Origin of the sequence: Winslowiella toletana, assembly GCF_017875465.1 — a bacterium.
Classification (GTDB): domain Bacteria; phylum Pseudomonadota; class Gammaproteobacteria; order Enterobacterales; family Enterobacteriaceae; genus Erwinia; species Erwinia toletana.
The window spans coordinates 507,905-532,769 of the sequence record NZ_JAGGMQ010000001.1; the positions used below are offsets into that span (position 1 = coordinate 507,905).

Consider the following 24,865-nt stretch of genomic DNA (forward strand, 5'->3'; position numbering starts at 1 on the left):
CGGGGTGTGAATCCCTGATGACAGGCGGATGATAAAACGATGACGACGTTAAAAGTGCTGTGCCTCCAGCAGCGCGCGAAACTGGCGCAGGGTGTCACTTAGCGCGCCATCATTATTCAGGCTGAGGCACGGTTCCGGCGCCCCCTGCTGCGCACGTTGCAGTCGCCGGGCAATCTCCGCTTCGCTTTCGCGCCCGCGCTGACGCAGACGTGTCGCCAGCACAGCCGGAGAGACCTGCAAACAGACGGGCAACAGCTGCCCGCCATAACGCTGACGGACGGCGCTCAGATGCAGCCGCGAGCCGTTAACCACCACATCAATACCCTGCGCCAGCCAGAGATCGATCTCGATCCCCAGCGCGTAATAGTGCTGATGCGCCTGCCAGTCGATAGCGAACAGTCCCTTGCCGCGACGGCGCAGGAACTCTGTTTCACTGAGGGCAATATGGTTTTCGCCGCCCGCGTCAGCAGGCCGGGTGATATAACGGTGCGCCACCATAATCCCTTCCGGCGGCTGCTCACGCAGCGCATTTAACAGGCTGTCCTTGCCGGAGCCGGAGGCGCCCATCAGCCAGATCAGCCTGGCCATCAGTACACCGTCCTGCCCTGCGCCCAGACATGGCGAATATGCACATGGCCATGGTCGGTATGCGCCAGCAACAAATCGGCGCGCTTGCCTTCGGCAATGACGCCACGGTCGTTAAGCTGCAAGGCGGCGGACGGATTGGCGGTAACCAGCGCCACGGCGCGCGGCAGGTCGTAGCTGTTGGTTTCATCCTGCGCCAGACGGAAGGTGGCATCCAGCAGGCTGGCCGGATAGTAGTCGGATGACAGAATATCCAGCAGGCCGCACTGCGCCAGACGGTGCGCCGCAACATTGCCGGAGTGCGAACCGCCGCGCACAATATTTGGCGCGCCCATCAGGATCTGTAACCCCAGCTCACGCGAGCGCCGGGCGGCAATTTCGCTGGTCGGGAATTCGGCAATGACGCTGCCAATGGCATGTGACTCGTCGACGTGGGCAGCGGTGGCGTCATCATGGCTGGCCAGTGCAATACCCTGCTCGCGACACAGCGCGGAAATCGCCGCGCGATTCGGCTGCGACCAGCGCTGCGCCAGCGCGATCTGCTGCTCTTCATATGCCGCCATTTCGCTGTCGTTGAGCTGATATTTGCCCTGGAAGTAGGTGCGATAACTCTCCAGCGAGGTGTACTGACGCTGGCCCGGCGAATGGTCCATCAGCGATACCAGCGACAGTCCCGGCGTCGCTTTTAACTGCTCAAACAGCGCCAGCGTGCCGTCGAAAGGCAGTTCACAGCGCAGATGGATACGGTGCTCGGCGCGGTTCAGCCCGAGGCGCTGGCTGTGAGTAATCGCATCCAGCATTTTAGTCAGATTATCGAGACGGTGGCCGCCGTCACGCACATCACCGACGCCAATCGCATCCAGCACGGTGGTGATGCCGCTGGTGATCATCAGCGCATCGTGGCTGCTCATCGCCGAATGGGCGGGCCAGTCGACTTTGGGACGCGGCGTAAAGCATTTGTCGAGATTATCGGTATGCAGTTCCACCAGCCCCGGCAGTAAAAAACCGCCTTCGCCATCCAGCGCCGCAGGCAGCTGACTGACCGAGTCGCTAAAGCTGCGGATTATGCCGTCGCGCATCTCCAGCGAACCGCTGACAACCTCGTTTTCCAGCACCAGCCGGACATTATTGATGATCATATGCGCGCTCCTGGGCGGCGGGTAACATCAGATGCAGACGATCGGCAACCCGTTCGCGCACCGTTTTATCATGGAAAATACCAACGATCGCCGCACCGCGTTCGCGGGCTTCTTCGATCAGTTGCACCACTGCCGCGCTGTTGCTGCTGTCGAGCGACGCGGTAGGTTCATCCAGCAGTAAAATTGGATAGTCAGCGATAAAACCGCGCGCAATATTGACGCGCTGCTGTTCTCCGCCGGAAAAAGTAGATGGCGCCAGCGACCAGAGGCGCTGCGGCACATTCAGGCGTGACAGCAGATGACGCGCCCGCGCTTCGCAGATTGACCGTTCCACACCGCGCTCCAGCAGCGGCTGCATCACCACTTCCAGTGTAGAGATACGCGGAATCACGCGCAAAAACTGGCTGACCCAGCCGATCGTCTCGCGGCGCACCGCCAGGATCTGCCGCGCGGGCGCGCTCACCAGGTCAATCCATTGCTGCTGATGACGCAGCCAGATATGACCGCTTTCCGGCAGGTAGTTGCCATACAGCGAACGCAGCAGCGTCGATTTGCCGCTGCCGGACTGACCGTCCAGCACCACGCATTCGCCCGCATCAACCGTAAAACTGGTCTCACGCAGTACCGGCAACACCACGCCATGCTGATTATGCAGCACAAAAGTTTTACTGAGATTCTCAACCCGAAGTTGTGTATTCATCACTTGTCTTGTAAGTATCCCGATAAAACGGTCCATTCACTTTTAGAGATCTTCCGACATACTGATTATGTCCTCTGAGGAGATCGCCATGCGTAAAGCCCGATTCACCGAACACCAGATCATTGCCGTTCTGAAGTCTGTCGAAGCCGGACGTACCGTTAAGGACGTCTGCCGCGAAGCGGCAATATCCGAAGCCAGCTATTACAACTGGAAAGCAAAGTACGGCGGAATGGAGGCTTCAGATATCAAAAAGATGAAAGATCTTGAAGACGAGAATCGTCGCCTGAAGCAGATGTTCGCCGACCTGAGTCTGGAATGCCGGGCGCTGAAGGACGTTATCGAAAAAAAGCTCTAAAACCAGCGATAAAGCGGGAGCTTGTCAGCTATCTGACTGCACAATTTTCCATGAGCATCCGCCAGGCATGCAGGACAGTATCGCTGAGCAGGACGGTGTATTTTTATCAGCCCGATACCCGGCGTGATGAACCGGTGATCCTGGCGCTGACTGAACTGGCAGAACGCTATCCGCGATACGGATTTAAGAAGCTTTTTCAGGTACTTCGCAGGCAGGGTAACGCCTGGAATCATAAGCGTGTTCACCGGATTTACTGCCTGCTGAAACTCAATTTTCGCCGCAAGGGGAAACAACGTCTTCCGGTGCGCAATCCGGCTCCTCTGGCAACGCCGGAAGCACTCAACCAGAGCTGGTCGATTGATTTTATGCACGACGCGCTGACATGTGGGCGACGTTTTCGGACTTTCAACGTCGTGGATGATTTTAACCGTGAGGCTCTGGCCATAGAAATTGACCTGAATATCCCGGCGCAGCGGGTTGTGCGGGTGCTGGACAGGATAGTGGCAAACCGTGGATATCCGCTGAAGATGCGGATGGATAACGGCCCGGAGCTGATATCACTGGCTCTGGCACAATGGGCTGAGGACCATGGCGTGATGCTGGAATTTATCAGGCCAGGCAAACCGACACAGAATGCCTTTATCGAACGCTTTAACCGGACGTACCGGACAGAAATCCTGGATTTTTATCTGTTCAGAACGCTGAATGAAGCACGGGAAATCACAGAGCGCTGGCTGACGGAATACAACAGCGAGCGGCCTCATGAATCCCTGAATAACCTGACGCCGGAAGAATACCGGCTGATGGCTGAAAAACCGGAACTCTCAAAAAGTGTGTGGAACTAAAACAGGTATGCTTACAGTCTCTGCCTCAACTCAATACCGACGACACCAGTAACTGGGTATAGGGATGGTGCGGATCGTCCAGCACCCGATCGGTCAGCCCGCTCTCCACCACCCGCCCCTGCTTCATCACCAGCAGACGGTGCGCCAGCAGACGTGCGACGCCCAGATCGTGCGTCACAATCACCACCGCCAGATTCAGTTCGCGCACCAGGGTGCGCAGCAGATCCAGCAGACGCGCCTGCACCGAGACATCCAGCCCGCCGGTCGGCTCATCCATAAACACCACGCGCGGATGCGTCACCAGGTTGCGCGCAATCTGCAAACGCTGCTGCATGCCGCCAGAAAAGGTCGTCGGCAGATCGTCGAGGCGCTCCACCGGGATCTCCACATCCTGCAACCACTGGCTGGCGCGCTGGCGAATATCGCCGTAATGGCGCTCACCGACCGCCATCAGGCGCTCACCGATATTGCCGCCCGCCGACACCTGCGGTCGCAGGCCATCCAGCGGATGCTGATGCACCACGCCCCATTCGGTACGCAGCAAGCGACGGCGTTCACTTTCACTTAACGCATACAGTTCATTTCCCTGATACAGAATGCTGCCCTGCTGCGGCGTCAGACGCGCGGAAATCGCCTGTAACAGGGTGGTTTTGCCGGAGCCGGACTCACCGACAATCCCCAGCACTTCACCGGGATACAGCTCAAATGACACCTGCTCAAAGCCTTTGCCCGGCGCGTAGAGATGCGTCAGGTTATCCACTGCAAGCAGCGGTTGTTCACTGTTCATCGGTTGTTTCCTGCTGCTGACGGCAAAAATCGGTATCGGAACAGACAAACATGCGTGTACCGCTATCATCCATCACCACTTCATCAAGATAGCTGACATGCGAGCCACAGATCGCGCAGGGCTGATCCCACTGCTGCACGCTAAACGGATGGTCATCGAAATCGAGACTTTCCACTTTGCAGTAGGGCGGCAAGGCATAGATGCGTTTTTCGCGACCGGCACCGAACAGTTGCAGCGCCGGCATCATATGCATTTTCGGATTATCGAATTTCGGGATCGGCGACGGATCCATCACATAGCGATCGTTGACTTTTACCGGGTAGGCGTAGGTGGTGGCGATATGGCCGTAACGGGCAATATCCTCATACAGTTTCACCTGCATAATGCCGTACTCTTCCAGCGCGTGCATTTTGCGCGTTTCGGTTTCGCGCGGTTCGATAAAACGCAGCGGCTCCGGAATCGGCACCTGATAAATCAGAATCTGATCTTCGCTTAACGGGGTTTCCGGAATACGGTGGCGGGTCTGGATCAGGGTGGCGTCGGCGGTGCGCTCGGTGGTCGCCGCACCGCTGACGCGCTGGAAGAAGCGGCGAATCGATACCGCGTTGGTGGTATCGTCCGCGCCCTGATCAATCACTTTCAGTACATCATGCTGACCAATAATACTGGCGGTTAGCTGAATACCGCCGGTGCCCCAGCCATACGGCATCGGCATTTCGCGTCCGCCAAACGGCACCTGAAAACCGGGGATCGCCACCGCTTTCAGGATCGCGCGGCGTATCACGCGCTTGCTTTGCTCATCAAGGTAACCGGGATTATAGCCGATCAACTCACTCATCGTTTTTGCACTCCTGACGGGTGTTACGCAGCCGCTTCAGCAGTTCCAGTTCGGCCTGGAAATCGACGTAATGCGGTAATTTAAGGTGCGAGACAAAACCGGCGGCTTCAACGTTGTCGGCATGGGATAAGACAAACTCTTCGTCCTGCGCCGGACTGGTGATGCGCTCCTGATATTCGGCAGTCTGCAATGCACGATCCACCAGCGCCATCGCCATCGCCTTGCGCTCCGCACGACCAAATACCAGCCCGTAACCACGGGTAAAATGCGGCGGTTGATCGTCCGGCACGGTAAAGCCATTGACCATTTCACACTCGGTCAGCAGGATTTCGCCAATCTCCAGCGTAAAGCCCAGCTCTTCTGGCTCGATTTCTACCGTGATAGCGCCAGTACGAATTTCACCGGCAAACGGATGATTACGTCCGTAGCCGCGCTGCGTCGAATAGCCGAGCGCCAGCAGAAAACCTTCATCACCGCGCACCAGCTGTTGCAGCCGCGCGGATCGCGGTGACGGATAAGCAGGCGGTTCGCGGGTAATATCCAGCGGCTCGCTGCCATCATCCAGCTCCTGCGCCGCTAACCCTTCGCGGGTCATCAGCTCAAACATATGCGGACAGCGACCGTCCAGCGGCTGATCGGCACGCGGCGCGGCAGGCGCCTCGCCATTGGCCAGTAAGGTAAAATCGAGCAGACGGTGGGTGTAATCGTAAGTCGGCCCCAGCAGCTGGCCACCCGGCAGATCTTTGTAAACCGCCGAGATACGGCGTTCAAGGCGCATCTCGCCAGTGGCCAGCGGCAGGCTGTCGGCCAGTCGCGGCAGCGTGGTGCGGTAGGCGCGCAGCAGGAAAATCGCTTCCACCAGATCGCCACTGGCCTGCTTAATCGCCAGCGCCGCCAGCTGACGGTCATAAATACCGCCCTCGGTCATCACCCGATCCACCGCCAGCCCCAGCTGTTGTTCGATCTGCTGACACTCCAGCTCTGCCTGCTGTGGGTCGCCACGTCGCAGGCTCTCCTGCAACTGATGGGCATTGGCTATCGCTTTTTCGCCCCCTTTAACTGCGACGTACATCAGCACACCTCCACTTGGGTGGTACGCGGCAGCGCCATCATCGCCTGGCCACAGGTAAAGATCAGGTCGATACCCTGCGGGAAACGCTGCTGGCGTTCGCGTAGCGCCTGCACTACGCGCTCCGGCAGCTGCGGCGCAATGGCACGCGTCTCCATCAGGCCGGGACCGCGCAGGCGCAGCGTCAGCCCGCCATTCAGTGACGGCACTTCAATAATTACCGTGGTGCTCTTTTCCGGCGTCATATCGTCACCGGGGGCAAAACAGTGTGGATCGATTGCTGAGTGTGCATGCAGTAAAGCAAAAGGCGCATCGTGGCGATCGGTGACTGTCGCGCCGGTATGAAAGCGCAAATTAGAGAGCAGCACCTCATCGTGCAGCGCGTCATCCAGCCAGAGCGGGGTTTCGCGATCGACCAGCGTCAGCAATACCGAGGTTGCCGCAGGCGAAATCGCGCCCCAGCCATGCTGCATCGGCAGCGAGACCATGACGCCAGGTTCGCTCATCGCCTTCAGAATGCGGCGGAAAGCGTGCTGCGCATCGGCCACCGGATGGTTAAAACTTGCCAGTAACGTCATTAATTATCTCCCCGAACCAGGGTAAAGAAATCCACGCGACTGCTGGCGATTTCACGCGAGCGCAGTTGCTGCTGCTCCGCGCGTGCCGCCGCCAGCGGCGTGATCAGATGCTGTTGCAACAATTGGTGGGTTTCCTGCTGTTGCAGTAAGCCGTCAATCAGCGCGCAGCGCTCGGCGTGCGCTTTGTCGCGTCCGGCGATATAGCTGTAGCCACAGGTGCCATCCGCCAGGCGGATCACCGCACGCGTCACGGTCATATCGCCGAGGATAAAGCGTTTACCGCTGCCCCCCATCCGCCCCTGCAAACGGGTTAAGCCGGTTTCGGCAGCGCGTAACAGTTCATAGTGCGGTTGCAACTTCAGCGCCTGCCAGTGCTGTTCCAGCTGCTGCGGCTGGCTGTGCGCCAGCACCGACAGCCAGTGTTGACGTGCTTTTAACGCTTCCATTGATTAATGCTCCAGCGTCAGTTCAATCATATCGGCGCGCGTCAGGCTGACGGAGTACTCCGCCATCGCGCCACCGTCCATCACGTTTAAGGTACGTACACACAGCAGCGGCGCCTGCAGGCCAATTTCCAGCAGCTTGCTCTCTTTGGCTTGCGCCTTGCGTGCGCTAATCCGTGTCTGATGACGCGTAAGCTGATGATTAAGTTGTTGATCGATAAATTCGTGCAGGGAGCCGCTATGGAACTGTTGCAGCTGCGGCCACCATGTCAGGTGGGGAATAAAGTGGTTAATTACACAGACCGGCACGCCATTGACCCGTCGTAACGTACGCAGATAGATCACATTCGCGCCTTCCGCACAGGCCAGCGCCGCCGCGACCTCGCTGCTGGCCGGGCGCAGCACCGCCAGCAGACGTTCGCTGGTGGGATGACTGCCCTGCTCCAGCAGGTTTTGACTGAAGCGCGCCTGCGAGTGCAGCGGATAATCGTAAGGGCGCATCAGCACCAGGATGCCAATACCGTGACGGCGTTGCAGCAGCCCTTTATTGACCAGTTCATCCACCGCACGGCGCAGTGTGTGGCGGTTGACCGCATAACGGCTGGCCAGTTGTTGTTCCGAAGGAAGGTAGTCACCGCAGCGGTAACCCTGGCGCAGCTCTTCTTCAAGTTGCGCGGCGACGGCCTGATAGACAGTGGTCGGATGTCTGGATAAGTTCATCATAAGCGTAACCTCCGTAACACGGGGATGGCGAAAATCGCGTTCCGTCACCGCTGTTAACTGACTCATCGGTTCTGGTGTGCAATTACCTTGCCGTTATCGTGTGACAGGGAGGTTAAAGTGAGATTGCATACTGATGAATTTGCCGTGCAGGCTGTGGTGCAGATTGACTCTTACTGCCAAATGGCTAAGATAGACTATGTCAAATGGCAGTAATGAGGTCGACAATGAAAACCTATTCTCTCCCGCTAAAAACCGAGACGCCCGCCAGTTTATGGGTGGCGGCGAACCTGCCGGATGCCTCCGGCCCGGAGCTGCGCGGCCTGATGTCACTGGGTTTGCAGGTCGGGGTGATCGATAATATCCGCGATATCGTCGGATTTAAAAAAGAGGAGTTTCTCGCAACCCTCGGACTGAGCGCCCGCAGTATCGCGCGCCGTAAAGATCGGCTGTCGCCGATTGAGAGTGAATCGATTACCCGCTATGTCACCGCTTTCGACCTGGCGTTATCGATGTTTAACAACGATTATCAAAAAACCATTAACTGGATGGATACGCCCGCCCGCGTACTGGGTGGTGAAACGCCAAATCAGGCGATGAAGACCGAAACCGGCGCGCGTGATGTGATGAGCCTGATCGAAGGCATTAAACATGGCGTGGTAATGTGATTCTGTATCGCTTCTGCCAGAAAAAGTGGGTAGCCACCGCATGGAGCGGCGTCGGTGCGGTCAATAACAGCCTGGCGCGCTGGAATATGCCGGGGACGCCGATGGTCTATCTGGCGTCTTCAGTATCGCTGGCGATGCTGGAAATTCTGGTGCATGTACAGGATGAATCGATTCTGGAATGGTATCAGCTGATGAGCATTGAGATCCCCGATGCGCGGATCGCCAAACTGGATCCGCACGATCTGCCCGCTAACTGGAATTCTGAGGTGCCAGGTCGCGCCACCAAACAGATTGGCAGCGGCTGGTTCAGCGGAGCATCGAGCGTGGCGCTGATGGTGCCCTCCGCGATTGTGCCAATGGAATACAATGCGCTGCTGAATAACCAGCATCCCGATTTTGCCGCCTGCCTGAAGACGGTAAAAATGCTGGATTTCGCTTTTGATCCGCGGTTGACGATGCCGTAATTAACACGGGCGGCGAGAACGCCGCCCCTACATTAGTATGACCGTAGGGGCGGCGTTTTCGCCGCCCGCGACTATTCCGGGAAATCCGTGCCCAGCGTCGTCTCCTTCCACTGCTCAATTTCCGCCAGACGCTGTTTTAACTTACTGGTTACCGCCTCAAAACCAAACTTGCCCATCACCAGATGGCGTGGCGGATTGTCCTGTTGCGTAATGGCAATCATCGCCTGCGCCGCACGTGCCGGATCGCCAGGCTGCTTACCGCTATACTGCGCGGTATTGTTCATCCGCGCCGCCGAGGTTTCCGCATAATCCGCAATCTGGCTGGCGGTCTGACGCAGCGATCGTCCGGCCCAGTCGGTACGGAACGGTCCCGGCTCGACGCAGGTCACCTTAATCCCCAGCGGCGCGCCTTCAGCCGCCAGCGAATCTGACCAGCCTTCAACCGCATGCTTGCTGGCGGAGTAGTAACCGGATCCCGGAAATCCAATCAGACCGGCAACCGAGGTGATATTAATCACGTGCCCGCTGCGCGCCTTACGCATCGCCGGTAACAGCGCGCGCGTCATGGCAAACAGACCAAAGACATTGGCGTCGAACTGAGCACGGATTTCCGCCTCAACCCCCTCTTCCACCGAGCTTTGATAACCATAGCCAGCGTTATTCACCAGCACATCAACCGTGCCGAATTTCTCCAGCGTCTGTTTCACCGCGCGGGCAATATTTTCGCTATCGGTAACATCCAGCGTCAGCGCCAGCGTGCTGGCGTCATGACCGGCCACCAGATCGCTAATCTGCTGCTGATTACGTGCGGTCACCACCACGTTAAATCCTTGTGCAATGGCCTGCTGCGCAAGTTCACGGCCAAAGCCAGTGGAACAGCCGGTGATAAACCAGACAGGGCGTTTCTCTGCAACCATAGTGTTATCCTCATCAGAATCAGTGGTGAATCATCGTAAACAGATAAGAGCCCGACCACGAATGCGGTCGGGTTTGATGGTAAACAGCATAGTCACTAACGAAGAGGGCTGGCGTGGCGGTTTGTGCGCAACGGTAAAAGGCGTCAGGTCAGCGCCGGAAAACGCTGGCGCAATTCGGCAAATAGCGTGGCCATCTGCGCAACCAGCGGCTGATCGGCATGCTGCCCGGCTTTTACCGCCGCAAACAGCTGATGCTTAAGAAAATGACGCCACACCACTGGCGACGATGCAAGAAATGCAGTCAGCAGCTGATAGCGTTCAGGCGTCCACAGCGCTTCGAATTCACGGCGCGCCTCGCCAACATCAAAGTGTTCAGCCGGATCGCGCGCCACCATCGCCGCGCGCCGCTGCTCCGTCTGTGCATAGTCCACCTCATCGTTAACAATTACCACGCCGTAATCGCGCTGCGCCGCCTGCAGCGAAACAAAACCGCAGCGTACATCGCGCAATACCGCCAGCGGCTGGCGCTGACTGGCTGCGCCATAGCCGCCCGCTCCCGGCCCTTTAATAGCAATCACATCGCCGGGACCGCAATGGATCACATCGGTATTGCCATGCTCAGTAGTACCGGTCGCCGAACGGGTGCGAAACCACGAGGTGGATCCGGCACGACCACCCGCCGCGCCCGCCGAGGCAAATACCGAACGGTTGCGGTTACGCGCCGTAATGGTGGTATTGGGCGCAAAAACCTCAAACGCCATTTCCGTCGCCAGCCCACCGCGATACTTACCGGCGCCAGCACTGTCGGCCACCAGACCGTAACGGTGGAACAGCACCGGCACTTCGGCTTCGTTAATTTCAATCGGCGTATTTTTCAGGAAAGCAGACAGGCCGCCGGAACCATCCGGGCCATCATGCTGCGGCGTGCCACCGGCTCCGCCACCCACCGGCCCGAGTGATGCCACCACGGTGCGGCTCTGCTGGTCAACCGTACGGATATTGATAATCGAATTGCCGCCCGGTGAGTTAGCCGGTAAGCGCTGCGGCATCGCCAGCGAGAACGCGCCGACGGTGGCAATTTGCGACATCGCACAGGTCAGCGAGCGCATCCCGACGGCGGCGGGCGCTTCGCAGTTCATAATGGTGCCCGGCGGCAAAATCGCCCGTGTCGGGCGCAGCGTACCGGCGTTCAGCAACAGCGATCGATCCAGCGTCGACAACACGTAGGTCACCCCCACCAGCGCCAGCGGATGACGTTCACGACCACCGGTCGGCATATTGAGCGACGACATCAGTTGCGGATCGCTGCCGGTGTAATCCAGCGCCAGCGTTTCACCGGTTACGCGCAGGGTCACCGCGATACGGCAGGGATAACCTCCTTCGCCATCTTCATCGGCATAGTCGGCATAGAAATAGTCGCCATCAGGAATGGTGGCGATAATATTGCGCGCCTGCTGTTCGGCGTAATCAAGGATGCCTTCGATACCGCTAATAAAATCATCGACGCCAAAGCGCGCAATAATCTCCTGTACCTTGCGTTCACCGATATTCACCGAAGCGATTTGCGCATTAAAATCGCCCCAGTTCTGCTCCGGCGCGCGCACATTCAGCCGCATAATGCGCGCCACCTCTTCGTTCAGCTGGCCGCCAGCGATAATTTTTAGCGGTGGAATGCGAATTCCCTCCTGCACAATATCGGTCAGCGAACGCGACAGCGACGCCGGCACCGCGCCGCCCACATCGGTGTTATGAATATGGCCGACCACAAAGCAGACGATCTCGTCCTGATAAAATACCGGCTTCCAGATATGAATATCCGGCGAATGGGTCGCCACATTACCGGCGTAGGCGTCATTGGTAATGCAGATATCCCCCTGCTGATAACTGTCGATCAGCGCCAGCACCGGGCCATAATCGATGCCACTATACCAGGGCGCGCCAAAGCTGCGCGGCGAAGCAAACGCCAGTCCGCTGCGGCTGACAATCTGGCAAGAGAAGTCTTCGGTCTCTTTGACAAACGTAGAGTGCGCGGTGCGCATCAGGGTAAACGCCATTGCATCGGCGGCGGCCGCGCAGTAGTTGGCTAAAATTTGCAGATTACGACCATCAATCGCCATGATGCGCTCCCGGCAGCGGAGTAATAAGTAAGTTACCAAAGTCATCGACACGGACCTGCATCGCTGGCGGCACACAGGTGGTGCAGTCATCCTGCGCCACAATCACCGGCCCGGTGAACTGATGGCCGGCGCGCAGCGTAGCGCGCTGCATCACATCCACCGCCCACCACTGACCATCGATCCACGCCTGTACCTGTTTCACCACCTCAACCGGTTTATCCGCCTGTGGCAGACGATTAAGCCGTGGTTTTGGCGTCGGCGATGACAGCACCAGCCGCAGACTGATCATCTGCACCGGCGCGCTGGCATCGCAGTGACCAAACAGCTGGGTATGCCGCCGATCAAATGCCGCACGCATCGCCTGCACATCACCCTGCTCCAGCCAGTTCTGCTGTAATGGCACCTCAATTTCAAACGACTGACCGCGATAGCGCATATCGGCGGAGAACTGCAAGCTGCGCGGCAGCTGTGCGCCATGTTCGCTATCCAGCCAGCCTTCCCCCTCGGCGCGCAAAGCCGCGCTATGGCTGATTAGCGGTGTGGCCATCGCCTGATCGACCTCGGCGTACAGCGTGCGAATAAAGTCATTTTTGATATCGGCCACCAGCCCGCCAAGCGCCGACAGCACCCCCGGCGTAGGCGGCACCACTACCCCCTTCATATTCAGTTCACGTGCAAGGAAGCAGCCCATCATCGGCCCCGCGCCACCAAAGGCAAGGAACCAGAACTCGCGCGGATCGATACCAAAGCGCGACAGCAACCCGCTGGTATCGCTGTACATACTGGAAACCGCCAGCGCGATAATGGTTTCCGCCGTCTCTTCCACCGTGATGCCCAGCGGTTGCGCCAGCTTATCCACTGCCGCGCGCGCCGCCGCCACATCCACCTGCACCGCGTTATAGCCCAGCCCGCCATGGCCGATCAGCCCACAGGCGGCAAATGCATCGGTGGCGGTTGCTTGCGTGCCGCCGCGCTGAAAGCAGACCGGCCCCGGCAGAGAACCGGCGCTGTCTGGCCCCACCTGCAATACGCCGAGAGGATCCAGCCAGGCAATCGAACCGCCCCCCTGACCAACGGAAGTCACCGATACTGACGGAATAAAAATCGGGAAATCGCCAATAATCTCGCCGCTGCCATATTCCGGCTTACCGTTGATGATCACCGCCACATCGGCGCTGGTGCCGCCAATATCCAGACTCAGTAATTTGTCGAAACCACAGCTTTCAGCAATATAGCTGGCGCCAATCACGCCAGATGCGGTGCCGGAAAGCACCATCTGCACGCACTCATCTTTGGCCTGCGCCACGCTCATTACGCCGCCATTGGATTTGGTGATACGCGGCGGCACCGGCACCCCCATGGTGCTTAGTGCCTGTTCAAAAGCCTGCAGATAGTGGATCACTTTCGGCTGTACATAGGCATTAATCGTGGCGGTAATGGTGCGTTCATACTCACGAATAATCGGCCAGATATCGGCGGAACAGCAGGTCAGCAGCTCAGGCGCCAGTTCCGCAATGATCGCTTTCACCTGCGCTTCGTTTTCGCGGTTGCGATAGCTGTGCAGCAGCGAAACCACAATGCCCTCACAACCTGCCGCACGCGCGGCGGCAATCGCCGCCGCCACGCTCTGATGATCGACGGTTTTCAGTACCTTACCATCGCTGCCGGTGCGCTCCTGAATCGGGAATACCCGGTCACGGGAAATTAACGGATCAGGGCGACGCGAGAACAGATCGTGAATATGGGGAATTTTCAGCCGCGCCAGCTCCAGCACATCGCAGAAGCCCTCGGTGGCAAACAGCGCCAGCCTGACGCCTTTGCGCTGGATCACCGCATTAACTCCCACCGTGGTGCCATGGGTAAAGTAGTGAATATCTTGCGGGGCGATGCCGTCACGCTGCTGCAACTGCATCAGACCGGTGGTGATTTCACTGCCGGGACTGTCGGGACGCGACAGCACTTTCAGCGTACGGATGCTGTTATCACGCTCATCCAGCAGGGCAAAATCGGTGAACGAGCCGCCGATATCGACGCCAACACGGTAGCTCATTATGGCTGCTCCTGACGGTCAGCTCTGGCGTATTCCATCAGCCGCTCAGGTTGCGCCACCGCGCGCCAGCCCGCCCGGCGATAGACTTCATGCGCATCATCAGTCGCCAGCAGCCAGCGACGAACGGTTGGTAAATCGGGATGGGTCACCACACTCTGCGCAAACCAGCGGCCCAGACCACGCCCGCGATGCTCAGCGTCGATAATCACATCGCTCAGATAAGCAAAACGGGTGTAATCGGTAATCAGGCGGCCAAAACCGACCTGCTGCCGTTGCCAGTAAATACCGAACGGCAGCGACCCGGCAAGCGAGCGCAGCGTCATCTCACGTGGCTGATCTTTGGCCCAGTAGCTATGTTGCGACAGCTGATGGTGAATCCAGTCGATATCGAGTTTTGCCGCATCGCTACTCAGTAAATAATCATCGCGCTGCCATTCCGCCAGCTGCGGTGAAAAAGGTAAAAACATGGTGGCTCCTGGTGACTGAAAAACAGACACTCTGAGTTTACGAAGTTAGCGGCGGGTGTTTTTGGCGAACGAGGGGCGGCAACAGCGAATTTATGGCGAAATTTGCGGCCAGAAAAAATTTTCTGCCGGGGGGATTTTTATTGCAAAGGTCAGACAGCTAACACGGGCGGCGGGGAGTGCCGCCCTTGCGTAGCTCACTAAAACTCCACCTGCGAATGACGTGAAATCAGTGAGCGCAGCGGCACGCTGCTTTTCATAATCGGCGACTTAATCACGATATAGCTAAAGTACTTATCGATACCGACTTTGGCATCCAGCAAGCCTTCAATCACTTCCTGATAGTGCTCAATACTGCGGGTGATAAAGCGTAACAGATAGTCATAACCGCCGGTGATCAGATGGCATTCCATCAGTTCATCCACTTCGCGAATCGCGTTCTCAAATTTCTGGAAATCTTCGCGGCGATGGCCTGCCAGCGTCACTTCGGTAAACACCGTCACTGAATCGGTAATTTTGGTCAGATTGATATGGGCTTCATAGCCGGTAATAAAGCCCGCGGTCTCAAGACGTTTTACGCGCTGTAAGCAGGGACTGGGCGAAAGCCCAACGGCGTCGGCAAGGTTCACATTGCTGATGCGGCCATCTTTTTGCAGTTGCACCAGGATATTGATGTCGATGCGGTCCAGTTTCATTAAGCCGTTCATAGAACCCCTCATTGTTACCCAATTGTGCGCGCCTCGCTTGATGGTATAACACGCTTTCTGGTCAGCGCGCCAGCGCTAAGCGGAGCCAGACCCTTGCGCTGGCGGCCATGATAACTTCAACAATTTCAATGAGGAAACTATGACTAGCCTAAACGACCAGTCGCACGCGCCAGCGCAATATCGAAGATATGCAACGCCTCTTCCAGCTGCGAATCACTGGTCACCAGCGGCGCAAGGAAACGCACGGTATTACGATGCAGGCCGCATTTAATCAGCAGCAGACCTTCCTGACAGGCGCTGTCGAGGATCTTCTGCGTCAGCGCCGCATCCGGTTTTTTGCTCTCAAAATCGATAATTTCCACCGCCTGCATAAAGCCAATACCGCGCACTTCACCAATACAGGCGTATTTATCCGCCAGCTGCTGTAAACGCGCATTGAGCTGCGCACCGAGTATATTGGAACGCGCCAGCAGATTGTCATTCTCCAGCAGATCGAGCACCGCCAGCGATGCCGCACAGGCCAGCGCGTTGCCGCCATAGGTGCCGCCGAGCCCGCCAGGGGCTGGCGCATCCATAATCTCCGCACGCCCTACTACGCCTGAAATCGGCAGGCCGCCACCGAGACTTTTCGCGACGGTGACCAGGTCCGGGGTAATGGCAGAGTGCTCGAAACCAAACATTTTGCCGGTACGGCCAAAACCGGTCTGCACTTCATCACAAATCAGCAAAATGCCATGACGCTCGGTGATTTCGCGCAGCGCATGCATAAAGCTGGCGGGCGCCTGCAGAAAACCGCCGTCGCCCTGCACCGGCTCAATAATTATCGCCGCAACGCGTTCCGGCAGGATCTGCACCGCAAACAGATTATCCAGCGCCGCCAGACAATCCTCTGGTGAAATATCATGGAAAGCATTGGGGAAAGGCACGCGATAAATATCGCCAGGGAAAGGACCAAAATTCTGTTTATAAGGCTGACTCATACCGGTCAGGGTGACACCTAATAAGGTGCGGCCATGAAACGCCCCGTCAAAGGCAATAATTCCCGGACGACTGGTATAAGCGCGGGCGATTTTTACCGCATTTTCCACCGCTTCGGCGCCGCTGGTGAAAAATACACTTTTAAACGCCTCATCGCCGCCGATTAATTTATTTAGCCGTTTTGCCAGCTCAATATAACCGGGATAGGCCGCCACCTGGAAACAGGGGTGGGATATCTGCTGTAACTGCTGCGTCACCGCATTAATCACCGCCGGATGGCTGTGACCGACATTCAGCACGCCGATGCCGCCAACAAAATCTAAATAGCGATTACCTTCCACGTCCCAGACTTCAGAGCCTTTCCCTTTGGCGATCACCACCGGGTGAGCGGTGACCACACCGCGCGGCACATTCTCTTCGCGTGCATTCAGAAATAGTGCGTTATCAGAAAATGTTTGCTGCTCAGCCATTAAATTTTGCATCTCTCTACCTCATCGACGTAACGATAATATGGGTCAAGTATCGCAATAAGCCCTTTCGCTAAGCTGCCGTAATTCCCACGGCAGCAGCATTTACTTTCGAATTCAGCGGGAATCAGTTAATTAAATTTTCACCCCAGCGTTTCGCGCACCACTTCGCAAAACCAGCTTACGCCGAACGGGATCACATCATCATTAAAGTCATAGGCGGAGTGGTGCAGAGGACGGCTGTCGGCAGAGCCGAGCCACAGATAAGCGCCGGGACGCGCCTGCAACATAAATGAGAAGTCTTCCGAGGTCAGCGCGGGCTTATCGGCTTCCGTGACCTGCAGCCCGGCATGCTGCGCCGCCTGTAAGGCAATCGCCGCTTCCGCTGCGCTGTTAATGGTCGCCGGATAGTAACGGTTATACTGCACTTCCGCCTGCAAGCCGTGGGCGGCACTGACATGTTCCGCCATCTGCCGCAGACGCTGCTCAATCACATCCTGCACCTGCGGATTGAAGGTGCGCACCGTACCGGTAATCTCCGCTTGCGCCGGGATCATATTGTGCGAGAAGCCACCCTGAATGCGCGTCACCGTCAGTAATCCCGGTTCGCAGGGATCTATCGCGCGCGCCACAATGGTATTCAGCTGCACCACCAGTTCACTGGTGGCTAACAGCGTATCCGCACTGAGATGTGGCTGCGCCGCATGACCGCCACCGCCGGTTAACCTGATATCAAAACGGTCGGCGGCGGCCATAATCGGTCCCGCACGGGTTTGCGCGCTGCCAGTCGGCAGTTCCGGCCAGTTATGCACCGCGTACACCGCATCGCAGGGGAAGCGCGTAAACAGACCGTCATCGATCATCGCTTTCGCGCCCGCCAGCCCCTCTTCGGCAGGCTGAAAAATAAAGTGCACCGTACCGTTAAAATCAGCGGATTTTACCAGCGCTTCCGCCGCGCCAAGCAGCATCGTGGTGTGCCCGTCATGGCCGCAGGCGTGGCTGACGCCAGCATGGCAGCTTTTCCATGGCTGGCCACCGCCATCATCCATCGGCAGCGCATCCATATCGGCGCGCAGACCGATGCTGCGGCCGCTGTCGCCGCGTCGCAAGACGCCGACCACGCCAGTTTTACCGATGCCGCGATGCACCTCAATGCCCAGCGCGCTAAGGAACTGCGCCACGATCTCCGCAGTGCGATGCTCGGCAAATCCCAGCTCCGGATGGGCGTGCAGATCCCGTCGCAGCGCGACTAAATGTGACAACGCCATATTAATACCCTCTCTGTCTGTCGATCACCCCGACCATCGCCTCACCGGCTTCAAAACGCCGGATATTGGCCAGCAGCGCTTCGATGGCGGTGTCCGCCATACTGTGACTGGCAATATGCGGGGTTAACCAGATGGCCGGATGGTTCCAGAACGGATGTCCGGCGGGCAGAGGCTCCGGATCGGTAACATCCACCACCGCCGCGCTCAGCTGCTGGCTGTCCAGCGCGCTAAGTAAGTCGTCGTGATTAAGCTGCGCGCCACGGCCGACCTGCACCAGCGCCGCACCGCGCGGCAGCTGGTTAAAGCAGTCGGCATTCAGCAGCCCTCTGGTGCTGTCGGTCAGCGGCAACAGACAGATTAAGATATCGCTGCGCGCAAGGAACGCCGCCAGCTGATCGGGGCCAGCCCAGCACTGCACGCCCTCAATATCACGCGGCGTACGGCTCCAGCCGCCACAGTCAAAACCAAATGCCTGCAACGGTTTCAGCACCGCTTCGCCCAGACTGCCCAACCCCATCACGCCGACACGACACTTCGTCGCCGAACGCATCAGATGTGGCTGCCACTGCTGCGCACGCTGCTGCTGAAAATAGCGCGGCATATCGCGATGCAGGCCGAGCACAGCAAAGGTGACGTACTCCACCATGCCATTAATCAGGCCCGGCTCCACCATACGCACCACCGGCAAATCGGCAGGCAGGCGCGCGTAATCAAACTGGTCAGCGCCAGCGCCGACGGAGAACAGCACCTTCAGATTCGGGAACTGCTGCATAATATCCGCTGGCGGCTGCCAGGCGACCAGATAGTCGACTGTCGTCGGGTCGCCGATATCCGGCCACAGGCGAAAACTGGCATGCGGCACCTGCTCTTTTACCAGCGCCGCCCATTTGCGCCCGCGCTCGGGTTCAGACTTATAGACAATATTCATCAGGCCATCGCCTGGGTCATTAACCCAAACACCTGCATAGCGCCCGCTGCGGGCTGCCAGGGTGTTCCCTTAATCATGGTGGTTGGCGCATCGACTTTCGCCAGTCCCTGCGCGGTTAACCAGTCTCCCAGACCACTGGAGGCATCGGTATCTACTCGCACAAACTGGCCGCTGACTTTGCTGAGCAGCTGAGTGACCAGCAGTTTCGCCGACGCCAGATCGCGGGCAATCACCGGCCCGATCGCATAGCCATGACCAAAGCGACGCAAACAGGCGAATCCCTGCGCCTGACCACTCTGCTCCAGCAGCAGCAACGGCTGTCCGCTGGCCAGCAGGGCGGCGATAAGCTGTGGACGATGCTGACCATGCGCCTGCTGATCGAGCGCCGTCAGCAGCGCCGCATCTTCTGGCTGCGCCTGACGCAGCTGCTGATCGGCAGCGGGCGCTATCGCCGCAATATCCGCCAGTTCACGACACTGATGCTGCTCAACATTGCCGGTGGCGACAAAGCCGAGTTTTTCATATAACCCTCTGCCCGCCTCGGTGGCATGCAGCCGCACATTGCTGCCGGAAAGTTTCTCCAGCACTGCCAGCATCAGCTGTTTGCCAATCCCGCGCCCCTGTGCGGCACCATCAACAATCACCAGCCCGAGGGTGGCGTAGTCGCTGCCCCAGCGCCAGCAGAGCGCCGTCCCGATCAGCTGACCATGCTCTTCCGCCACTACCCCTTCGCCCAGTTGCAGCGCCTGCTGCCAGTCGGCGCGACGATGCGGCCACTTCATCTGCTGGGTCAGCGCAAAAGCGCCGTCCAGATCGCGCTCACTCATTGCGCGTAGTTGGATGCTCATCGCTTCTCCTTACATCATGCCTGGCGTATCAAGACCGGATCCATCGACCAGTCGCGAATAACGATACGGTGTCGGGTCGACCACCGGTTGCTCATTCATAATCAGATCGGCGGCCAGTCGTCCGGCCCCCGGCCCGATACCAAAACCATGTCCGCTATATCCGGCGGAAATCACCAGTCCCGGCAGCTGCGGCACCGTGGAAATCACCGGGATCGCATCCGGCGCGCTGTCAATCATGCCACCCCACGCCTGTACCATGCGCAGATCCGCCAGCGCCGGATACTCTTTGCGCATGGCGGCAATGCCTTCCTGCACCAGCGCCAGATCGGCATGCGGATCGAGAATCCGCACTTTTTCAAACGGTGACACCGCGTCGAACTGCCAGCGGCCCAGCGCTTCCGGCCCGCGGTAAAAAGGCGCAAGACCGAGACGGATCTTCAGATTTTTACGCCGTGCTTTAAAGGTGGGATAGAACTGACGCGCATAACGCAGCCCCTGCGCGCCCGGCTCTAAGCGGCCACGACCTGAAACCGAGACCGTATAGCTGCCATCCAGCTGCGGACGGCAGGCAAAGCCCGGGGTATACAGCGGCATGGCAATGGCCTGCTCAATCGGTGCGGTGCGGAAGGCGGTGCCAATCACATTGCCCAGCGGCAGATCGATGCCATGACGGCGGCAGAACATTGAGGTCCAGGCGCCACCGGCACAAATCACGCTGGCGGTTTTAATCAGTCCGCGTTCGGTCCAGACGCCGCTGACGCGGCCCGCCGCGATATCCAGCCCACGCACCGCGCACTGCTGAATCACACAAGCGCCGAGACGCTGCGCGGCAATCGCCAGACCCGGCGCGGCGAGTGACGGTTCGGCATGGCCATCCGTCGGCGACGATACGCCGCCCAGCCAGGCGGTGGTGCTGCCGGGCGTCATCGCTTTCGCCTGCTCCGCGTTAAGTATATCGCTGCGCACATCGTAGCTTTTCGCCATTTTGCCCCAGTTATCCCAGGCATCAATTTCGCTCTGATCGCGTGTGGCGTACACCAGACCGGTGCGACGGAAACCCAGCTCTTCACCGGTTTCCTGGCTCAGCTCTTCCCAGCGCCGCAGGGCATAGATAATCAGCGGTAATTCACGTTCGTCGCGGTTCTGCTGGCGGCACCAGCCCCAGTTACGGCTGGACTGTTCGCCGCCCACCAGCCCTTTCTCCAGCAAAACCACTTTTACACCCTGTTTTGCCAGTTCATAGGCCGCTGCGGCGCCAGCGATACCACCGCCGATCACCACCACATCAGCGGATTCAGGAAAATATGCATTATCCTGTACATATCGAATCGGTGCTGGCATTGCGTGTATTACCTCATATGCAAATTTTTGGCACGGGCGGCGAGAACGCCGCCCCTGCATCGGTTTATTTGTGCGTAGGGGAGCCGTTATCGGCTCCCGCATCGACGCCGTCATTACAGGGCGATATCGCCCTCGTCATGCTCATCCAGCCAGCCCTGACGTAGCTCCGGCACCGCCCGTTTCAGGCGTTCATAGTAGAGATCGCTGGACGGTTTGTCATAATCGGCGCGCGCCACCTGGGCCACCATGCGGCCACTTTTCACCACAATAATTTCATCGCACACCGAACGCACCGCATGCAGATCGTGACTGATAAACAGCACCGACAGCCCCAGCTCACGGCGCAAATCGGTAATCAGATCCAGCACCGCTGCAGCCACCACCGTATCCAGCGCCGAGGTCACCTCATCGCACAGGATCAGGTCCGGTTCGGCAGCCAGCGCCCGCGCCAGGTTTACCCGCTGTTTCTGGCCGCCGGAGAGCGCCCAGGGCCGTCGCCACAACACGCTGCGCGGCAGACGCACCAGATCCAGCAGCTCAAATAGCCGTTTTTCCAGCGCCGCACCGCGTAAACCGTGAAACAGTTTCAGTGGACGCGTCAGAATATTTTCCACGCTGTGCGCCGGATTTAGCGCGGTGTCCGCCATCTGAAACACATACTGAATTCGCCTGAGTTCATTTTCCGGCCGCTGTTGCAGCGCCCCGGCGATATAGTGACCATTAAACAGGATATGGCCGCTGGACGGTGTATTAATCCCGGCAATGGCGTGAGCCAGCGTGGTTTTACCTGAGCCGGATTCGCCGATAATGCCAATCGCCTGACCGCGAAACAGTTTGAAGTGAATATCCTGTAAGATTTTGATTTTCGGCTGGCCATCGCTGTCCAGCGGGCCGTAACCGGCAGAGAGATCCCGCACTTCCAGCAGCGGATGAATACCCGCTTCTTCCGCATGCCAGGCGCTGTCGCGGGTTTTCTGCTGCGCGGCGTCCAGCAGCAACCGCGTATATTCCGCCTGCGGCGCCGCCAGCAATCTGTCGGTGCTGCCGTATTCGGCAATTGAACCTTTCAGCAGTACCAGAATCCGGTCTGCCATCTGCGCCACGACCGCCAGATCATGACTGACATAGATCGCCGTGGTGCCGCGCTGACGCACCACGCGGCGAAAAGCTTTCAGCACTTCCACCTGAGTGGTGACATCCAGCGCGGTGGTTGGCTCATCAAGGATCACCACTTCCGGATCACCTATCAGCGCCATCGCCGTCATCAGACGTTGCAGCTGACCACCAGAAACCTGATGCGGATAGCGATCGCCAATGGTGTCCGGATCTGGCAGCGCCAGTTCGCGAAACAGCTCCAGCGCTTTCTTCTTCGCCGTGGCGCGGCTCATCAGGCCATGGATCACCACCGGCTCAATCACCTGGTCGAGGATTTTCATCGCCGGATTAAATGAGGCCGCCGCGCTCTGCGCAATATAGGCCACTTTATTACCGCGGAATTCGCACAGCTGCCCCGGCGTCAGCGCGGTGACTTCGGTATCGGCAATATGAATCGTGCCTGCGGCGATATGGCAGCCATGGCGCGCGTAGCCCATCAGCGCCAGCGCGATGGTAGTTTTGCCGGAACCGGATTCCCCGATTAGCGCCAGCACTTCGCCCTTCTGCACGGTAAAACGGATATCAGAAACCAGCGAAACTTCCTGGCCGTCGTCGGCTTTAGCGGTCACCCGCAGGTTTTCCACCGACACCATCGGACGTGCGCTATGTGGCGTAATATTCATGCAACCCCCTTCACCCAGTTTATCGGACGCATCGCTTGTAAGCTGTCGATAAACAGGTTCGCGCCAATGGTCAGGCTGGCGATCGCCACCGCTGGCATCAGCACCGCCGGTGAGCCATCAAACAGCCCTTGCAGGTTTTCGCGCACCAGCGTGCCCCAGTCGGCATAAGGCGGCTGAACGCCGAGGCCAAGGAAACTCAGGCCACTCAGCATCAGCACGATATAGACAAAACGCAGACCGAAGTCGGTCAGCATCGGATGCACCATATTTGGCAGAATATCGTGGATGGCGATATACCAGCGGCTTTCACCGCGCAGCCGCGACGCCTGCACATAGTCCATCGAGCGCAGGCTGGAGGCCATCGCATAGGCGATACGGTAAGCGCCCGGCCAGTAGGTAAATACTGCGGTGATAATCAGCATCGGCAGCGAAGAGCCGAATACCGCCACAATCATCAGCGCCAGAATTTTACCCGGCAGGATCAGCATCGCATCGTTGATGCGTCCAAGAATTTCTTCCAGCCAGCGTCCGGTGACCGCCGCCAGCAACGCCAGCAGGGTGCCGACAATACTGGCCATCAGTGCGGCGCTCAGCGCCAGACCAATCGAGTAACGGGCGCCATACATAATGCGGCTGAGAATATCGCGGCCAAGATAGTCGGTGCCAAACCAGAATTCAGCGCTAAAACCGCCAAACATCGGGCCGCCGCCAATATCTTCCAGGTTGTGCGGCGCCAGCGCGGTGCCGAATATCGCCATAAAAATCCAGAACAGCGTGATCAGCAGGCCGAGGCGGCCAGCGTTATTCAGCGACTGGATAAATCTTAAGGGCAACAGAAGCGTATTCATCAGCCCCTCCACTTGGGATTAAATGCAATCGTCAGGATATCCGCCGCCAGCAACAGCACCAGATAGCAGACGGCAAAGAACATCACACACAGCTGCACCACCGGCAGATCGCGGTTACTGACCGCATCCACCATCTGGCTGGCCAGCCCCGGATAACTGAAAATGCTTTCAATAATAATCACGCCGCCAAACAGATAAGAGAGGCTGAGCGAGACAGCATTGGCAATCGGTCCGACCGCGTTTGGCAGTGCGTGACGCAGCATAGCGCGCAGCGGCGAAACCCCTTTCAGCAGCGTCATCTCCAGATAAGGGCTGTCCATCTGATTGATAATCGCCGCCCGCGTCATGCGCGCCATCTGCGCCACCACCACGCAGCACAGAGTCAGCACCGGCAGCGCGTAGGTACGCAGAAAACCCAGCAGATCCTGATCCGGCGAGCCAATCGACATCGCTGGCACCCAGTGCAGCTTCACCGCAAAGATAATCACCGCAATGGTCGCCACCAGAAACTCCGGCACCGCCACCACCGCCATGGTGCTCAGCACCAGCGCACGGTCCAGCAGCGAACCGCGTTTCATCGCGGCGGTGATGCCAATCACCAGCGCCAGCGGGACGGACACCAGCGTGGTGGTGGCCGCCAGCTGGAAGGTGGCGGGAATGCGCTGCGCCACCAGCTGTGTCACCGGTAAATTACTGGCGAAGGAGGTGCCAAAATCGCCCTGAAGCATACCGGCCAGCCAGCTGAAATAGCGTAACACCAGCGGCTGATCAAGCCCGAGCTGCTGACGCAGCGCGGCAATGGTTTCCGGGGTGGCCCCTTGTCCGAGGATCATCTGCGCCGCATCGCCCGGCAGCATACTGGTGATCAGAAACACCAGCGCCGAAACGATCAGCAGCGTTAATAAGCCGGAGCCGAGGCGCCGTGCAACCAGTGTGAAAATGGTCCGATTCATCGCCGTTCTC

Annotated in this window: 25 protein-coding genes; 3 read left to right on the plus strand and 22 right to left on the minus strand. The window is 58.4% G+C overall.

Annotation, left to right across the window (positions count from 1 at the left end; translation table 11 throughout):
* Positions 1-48: 48 nt before the first annotated feature.
* The 3 genes from phnN to phnL are packed head-to-tail and all read right to left on the minus strand — an operon-like array spanning position 49 to position 2,424.
* Entirely contained in the window at positions 49-588 is a 540-nt protein-coding gene (phnN, locus tag J2125_RS02500; RefSeq protein ID WP_017802730.1) for a ribose 1,5-bisphosphokinase, read from the minus strand.
* The gene (gene phnM, locus J2125_RS02505) at positions 588-1,724 is read right to left on the minus strand and encodes an alpha-D-ribose 1-methylphosphonate 5-triphosphate diphosphatase (protein ID WP_017802731.1); all 1,137 of its coding nucleotides are present in this window, start codon (positions 1,722-1,724) and stop codon (positions 588-590) included. Before phnM ends, phnN begins: the two co-directional genes overlap by 1 nt.
* Positions 1,711-2,424 (minus strand): phosphonate C-P lyase system protein PhnL, encoded by a 714-nt coding sequence (gene phnL, locus J2125_RS02510; RefSeq protein ID WP_017802732.1) that lies wholly within the window; start codon positions 2,422-2,424, stop codon positions 1,711-1,713. Before phnL ends, phnM begins: the two co-directional genes overlap by 14 nt.
* 88 nt (positions 2,425-2,512) lie before the next feature.
* On the opposite strand from phnL, the gene J2125_RS02515 reads away from it, so the two are divergent.
* A protein-coding gene (locus J2125_RS02515; RefSeq protein WP_209499454.1) for an IS3 family transposase occupies positions 2,513-3,624 on the plus strand; the annotation gives its coding sequence in 2 pieces (ribosomal slippage) (positions 2,513-2,774 and positions 2,774-3,624; 1,113 coding nt in all).
* A gap of 25 nt (positions 3,625-3,649) precedes the next feature.
* Here J2125_RS02515 and phnK read toward each other — a convergent pair.
* The 6 genes from phnK to phnF are packed head-to-tail and all read right to left on the minus strand — an operon-like array spanning position 3,650 to position 8,059.
* Positions 3,650-4,411: a phosphonate C-P lyase system protein PhnK gene (gene phnK / locus J2125_RS02520; RefSeq protein WP_017802733.1), complete on the minus strand. Its 762-nt coding sequence runs from the start codon at positions 4,409-4,411 to the stop codon at positions 3,650-3,652.
* Complete coding sequence (locus J2125_RS02525) at positions 4,401-5,249, minus strand: alpha-D-ribose 1-methylphosphonate 5-phosphate C-P-lyase PhnJ (RefSeq protein ID WP_017802734.1); 849 nt, start codon at positions 5,247-5,249, stop codon at positions 4,401-4,403. The genes phnK and J2125_RS02525 overlap by 11 nt, the downstream gene beginning before the upstream one ends.
* Positions 5,242-6,321: a carbon-phosphorus lyase complex subunit gene (locus J2125_RS02530; protein ID WP_017802735.1), complete on the minus strand. Its 1,080-nt coding sequence runs from the start codon at positions 6,319-6,321 to the stop codon at positions 5,242-5,244. Before J2125_RS02530 ends, J2125_RS02525 begins: the two co-directional genes overlap by 8 nt.
* Complete coding sequence (gene phnH, locus J2125_RS02535) at positions 6,321-6,896, minus strand: phosphonate C-P lyase system protein PhnH (RefSeq protein ID WP_017802736.1); 576 nt, start codon at positions 6,894-6,896, stop codon at positions 6,321-6,323. Before phnH ends, J2125_RS02530 begins: the two co-directional genes overlap by 1 nt.
* On the minus strand, positions 6,896-7,342 hold the full coding sequence (gene phnG, locus J2125_RS02540; RefSeq protein WP_017802737.1) for a phosphonate C-P lyase system protein PhnG: 447 nt from the start codon (positions 7,340-7,342) through the stop codon (positions 6,896-6,898). Before phnG ends, phnH begins: the two co-directional genes overlap by 1 nt.
* Before the next feature lie 3 nt (positions 7,343-7,345).
* Positions 7,346-8,059 (minus strand): phosphonate metabolism transcriptional regulator PhnF, encoded by a 714-nt coding sequence (gene phnF, locus J2125_RS02545; protein ID WP_026111925.1) that lies wholly within the window; start codon positions 8,057-8,059, stop codon positions 7,346-7,348.
* A gap of 227 nt (positions 8,060-8,286) precedes the next feature.
* Between phnF and J2125_RS02550 the strand changes: the two genes are divergently transcribed.
* Both J2125_RS02550 and J2125_RS02555 read left to right on the plus strand, forming a co-directional pair.
* Entirely contained in the window at positions 8,287-8,727 is a 441-nt protein-coding gene (locus tag J2125_RS02550; RefSeq protein ID WP_017802739.1) for an antitoxin Xre/MbcA/ParS toxin-binding domain-containing protein, read from the plus strand.
* Complete coding sequence (locus tag J2125_RS02555; RefSeq protein ID WP_017802740.1) at positions 8,724-9,191, plus strand: RES family NAD+ phosphorylase; 468 nt, start codon at positions 8,724-8,726, stop codon at positions 9,189-9,191. The genes J2125_RS02550 and J2125_RS02555 overlap by 4 nt, the downstream gene beginning before the upstream one ends.
* A gap of 71 nt (positions 9,192-9,262) precedes the next feature.
* Here J2125_RS02555 and J2125_RS02560 read toward each other — a convergent pair whose 3' ends face one another.
* The 13 genes from J2125_RS02560 to J2125_RS02620 form a co-directional block, all read right to left on the minus strand.
* Entirely contained in the window at positions 9,263-10,108 is an 846-nt protein-coding gene (locus J2125_RS02560) for an oxidoreductase (RefSeq protein WP_017802741.1), read from the minus strand.
* Between the two features lie 143 nt (positions 10,109-10,251).
* On the minus strand, positions 10,252-12,225 hold the full coding sequence (locus tag J2125_RS02565; RefSeq protein ID WP_209499460.1) for a hydantoinase B/oxoprolinase family protein: 1,974 nt from the start codon (positions 12,223-12,225) through the stop codon (positions 10,252-10,254).
* On the minus strand, positions 12,215-14,275 hold the full coding sequence (locus tag J2125_RS02570) for a hydantoinase/oxoprolinase family protein (RefSeq protein ID WP_017802743.1): 2,061 nt from the start codon (positions 14,273-14,275) through the stop codon (positions 12,215-12,217). The genes J2125_RS02565 and J2125_RS02570 overlap by 11 nt, the downstream gene beginning before the upstream one ends.
* Positions 14,275-14,742 carry a GNAT family N-acetyltransferase gene (locus tag J2125_RS02575; RefSeq protein WP_017802744.1) on the minus strand — a complete coding sequence of 156 codons (468 nt, stop codon included), beginning with the start codon at positions 14,740-14,742 and terminating at the stop codon, positions 14,275-14,277. The genes J2125_RS02570 and J2125_RS02575 overlap by 1 nt, the downstream gene beginning before the upstream one ends.
* Before the next feature lie 197 nt (positions 14,743-14,939).
* A complete protein-coding gene (locus J2125_RS02580) occupies positions 14,940-15,446 on the minus strand; it encodes an Lrp/AsnC family transcriptional regulator (protein WP_017802745.1) in 507 nt (168 codons plus the stop codon).
* Between the two features lie 143 nt (positions 15,447-15,589).
* On the minus strand, positions 15,590-16,906 hold the full coding sequence (gabT, locus tag J2125_RS02585; RefSeq protein WP_026111926.1) for a 4-aminobutyrate--2-oxoglutarate transaminase: 1,317 nt from the start codon (positions 16,904-16,906) through the stop codon (positions 15,590-15,592).
* 128 nt (positions 16,907-17,034) lie between these two features.
* Positions 17,035-18,159, minus strand: a complete 1,125-nt coding sequence (locus tag J2125_RS02590) for a M20 aminoacylase family protein (protein ID WP_017802747.1) — start codon at positions 18,157-18,159, stop codon at positions 17,035-17,037.
* A gap of 1 nt (position 18,160) precedes the next feature.
* Positions 18,161-19,087, minus strand: coding sequence for a 2-hydroxyacid dehydrogenase (locus tag J2125_RS02595; protein ID WP_017802748.1), 927 nt, complete (start codon positions 19,085-19,087; stop codon positions 18,161-18,163).
* Positions 19,087-19,935, minus strand: coding sequence for a GNAT family N-acetyltransferase (locus J2125_RS02600; protein WP_026111928.1), 849 nt, complete (start codon positions 19,933-19,935; stop codon positions 19,087-19,089). Before J2125_RS02600 ends, J2125_RS02595 begins: the two co-directional genes overlap by 1 nt.
* 9 nt (positions 19,936-19,944) lie before the next feature.
* A complete protein-coding gene (locus tag J2125_RS02605; protein WP_017802750.1) occupies positions 19,945-21,276 on the minus strand; it encodes an NAD(P)/FAD-dependent oxidoreductase in 1,332 nt (443 codons plus the stop codon).
* A 113-nt stretch (positions 21,277-21,389) separates the two neighbouring features.
* Positions 21,390-23,054, minus strand: a complete 1,665-nt coding sequence (locus tag J2125_RS02610; protein WP_017802751.1) for an ABC transporter ATP-binding protein — start codon at positions 23,052-23,054, stop codon at positions 21,390-21,392.
* A complete protein-coding gene (locus tag J2125_RS02615; protein WP_017802752.1) occupies positions 23,051-23,902 on the minus strand; it encodes an ABC transporter permease in 852 nt (283 codons plus the stop codon). Before J2125_RS02615 ends, J2125_RS02610 begins: the two co-directional genes overlap by 4 nt.
* Positions 23,902-24,855 carry an ABC transporter permease gene (locus tag J2125_RS02620; RefSeq protein ID WP_017802753.1) on the minus strand — a complete coding sequence of 318 codons (954 nt, stop codon included), beginning with the start codon at positions 24,853-24,855 and terminating at the stop codon, positions 23,902-23,904. Before J2125_RS02620 ends, J2125_RS02615 begins: the two co-directional genes overlap by 1 nt.
* Positions 24,856-24,865 lie beyond the last annotated feature (10 nt).

Excerpts from the sequence above, each read along its gene's own strand:
- phnN (WP_017802730.1), bottom strand. The coding sequence starts at position 588 with ATGGCCAGGCTGATCTGGCTGATGGGCGCCTCCGGCTCCGGCAAGGAC.
- phnM (WP_017802731.1), bottom strand. The coding sequence starts at position 1,724 with ATGATCATCAATAATGTCCGGCTGGTGCTGGAAAACGAGGTTGTCAGC.
- phnL (WP_017802732.1), bottom strand. The coding sequence starts at position 2,424 with ATGAATACACAACTTCGGGTTGAGAATCTCAGTAAAACTTTTGTGCTG.
- phnK (WP_017802733.1), bottom strand. The coding sequence starts at position 4,411 with ATGAACAGTGAACAACCGCTGCTTGCAGTGGATAACCTGACGCATCTC.
- J2125_RS02525 (WP_017802734.1), bottom strand. The coding sequence starts at position 5,249 with ATGAGTGAGTTGATCGGCTATAATCCCGGTTACCTTGATGAGCAAAGC.
- J2125_RS02530 (WP_017802735.1), bottom strand. The coding sequence starts at position 6,321 with ATGTACGTCGCAGTTAAAGGGGGCGAAAAAGCGATAGCCAATGCCCAT.
- phnH (WP_017802736.1), bottom strand. The coding sequence starts at position 6,896 with ATGACGTTACTGGCAAGTTTTAACCATCCGGTGGCCGATGCGCAGCAC.
- phnG (WP_017802737.1), bottom strand. The coding sequence starts at position 7,342 with ATGGAAGCGTTAAAAGCACGTCAACACTGGCTGTCGGTGCTGGCGCAC.
- phnF (WP_026111925.1), bottom strand. The coding sequence starts at position 8,059 with ATGAACTTATCCAGACATCCGACCACTGTCTATCAGGCCGTCGCCGCG.
- J2125_RS02550 (WP_017802739.1), top strand. The coding sequence starts at position 8,287 with ATGAAAACCTATTCTCTCCCGCTAAAAACCGAGACGCCCGCCAGTTTA.
- J2125_RS02560 (WP_017802741.1), bottom strand. The coding sequence starts at position 10,108 with ATGGTTGCAGAGAAACGCCCTGTCTGGTTTATCACCGGCTGTTCCACT.
- J2125_RS02565 (WP_209499460.1), bottom strand. The coding sequence starts at position 12,225 with ATGGCGATTGATGGTCGTAATCTGCAAATTTTAGCCAACTACTGCGCG.
- J2125_RS02570 (WP_017802743.1), bottom strand. The coding sequence starts at position 14,275 with ATGAGCTACCGTGTTGGCGTCGATATCGGCGGCTCGTTCACCGATTTT.
- J2125_RS02575 (WP_017802744.1), bottom strand. The coding sequence starts at position 14,742 with ATGTTTTTACCTTTTTCACCGCAGCTGGCGGAATGGCAGCGCGATGAT.
- J2125_RS02580 (WP_017802745.1), bottom strand. The coding sequence starts at position 15,446 with ATGAACGGCTTAATGAAACTGGACCGCATCGACATCAATATCCTGGTG.
- gabT (WP_026111926.1), bottom strand. The coding sequence starts at position 16,906 with ATGCAAAATTTAATGGCTGAGCAGCAAACATTTTCTGATAACGCACTA.
- J2125_RS02590 (WP_017802747.1), bottom strand. The coding sequence starts at position 18,159 with ATGGCGTTGTCACATTTAGTCGCGCTGCGACGGGATCTGCACGCCCAT.
- J2125_RS02595 (WP_017802748.1), bottom strand. The coding sequence starts at position 19,087 with ATGAATATTGTCTATAAGTCTGAACCCGAGCGCGGGCGCAAATGGGCG.
- J2125_RS02600 (WP_026111928.1), bottom strand. The coding sequence starts at position 19,935 with ATGAGCATCCAACTACGCGCAATGAGTGAGCGCGATCTGGACGGCGCT.
- J2125_RS02605 (WP_017802750.1), bottom strand. The coding sequence starts at position 21,276 with ATGCCAGCACCGATTCGATATGTACAGGATAATGCATATTTTCCTGAA.
- J2125_RS02610 (WP_017802751.1), bottom strand. The coding sequence starts at position 23,054 with ATGAATATTACGCCACATAGCGCACGTCCGATGGTGTCGGTGGAAAAC.
- J2125_RS02615 (WP_017802752.1), bottom strand. The coding sequence starts at position 23,902 with ATGAATACGCTTCTGTTGCCCTTAAGATTTATCCAGTCGCTGAATAAC.
- J2125_RS02620 (WP_017802753.1), bottom strand. The coding sequence starts at position 24,855 with ATGAATCGGACCATTTTCACACTGGTTGCACGGCGCCTCGGCTCCGGC.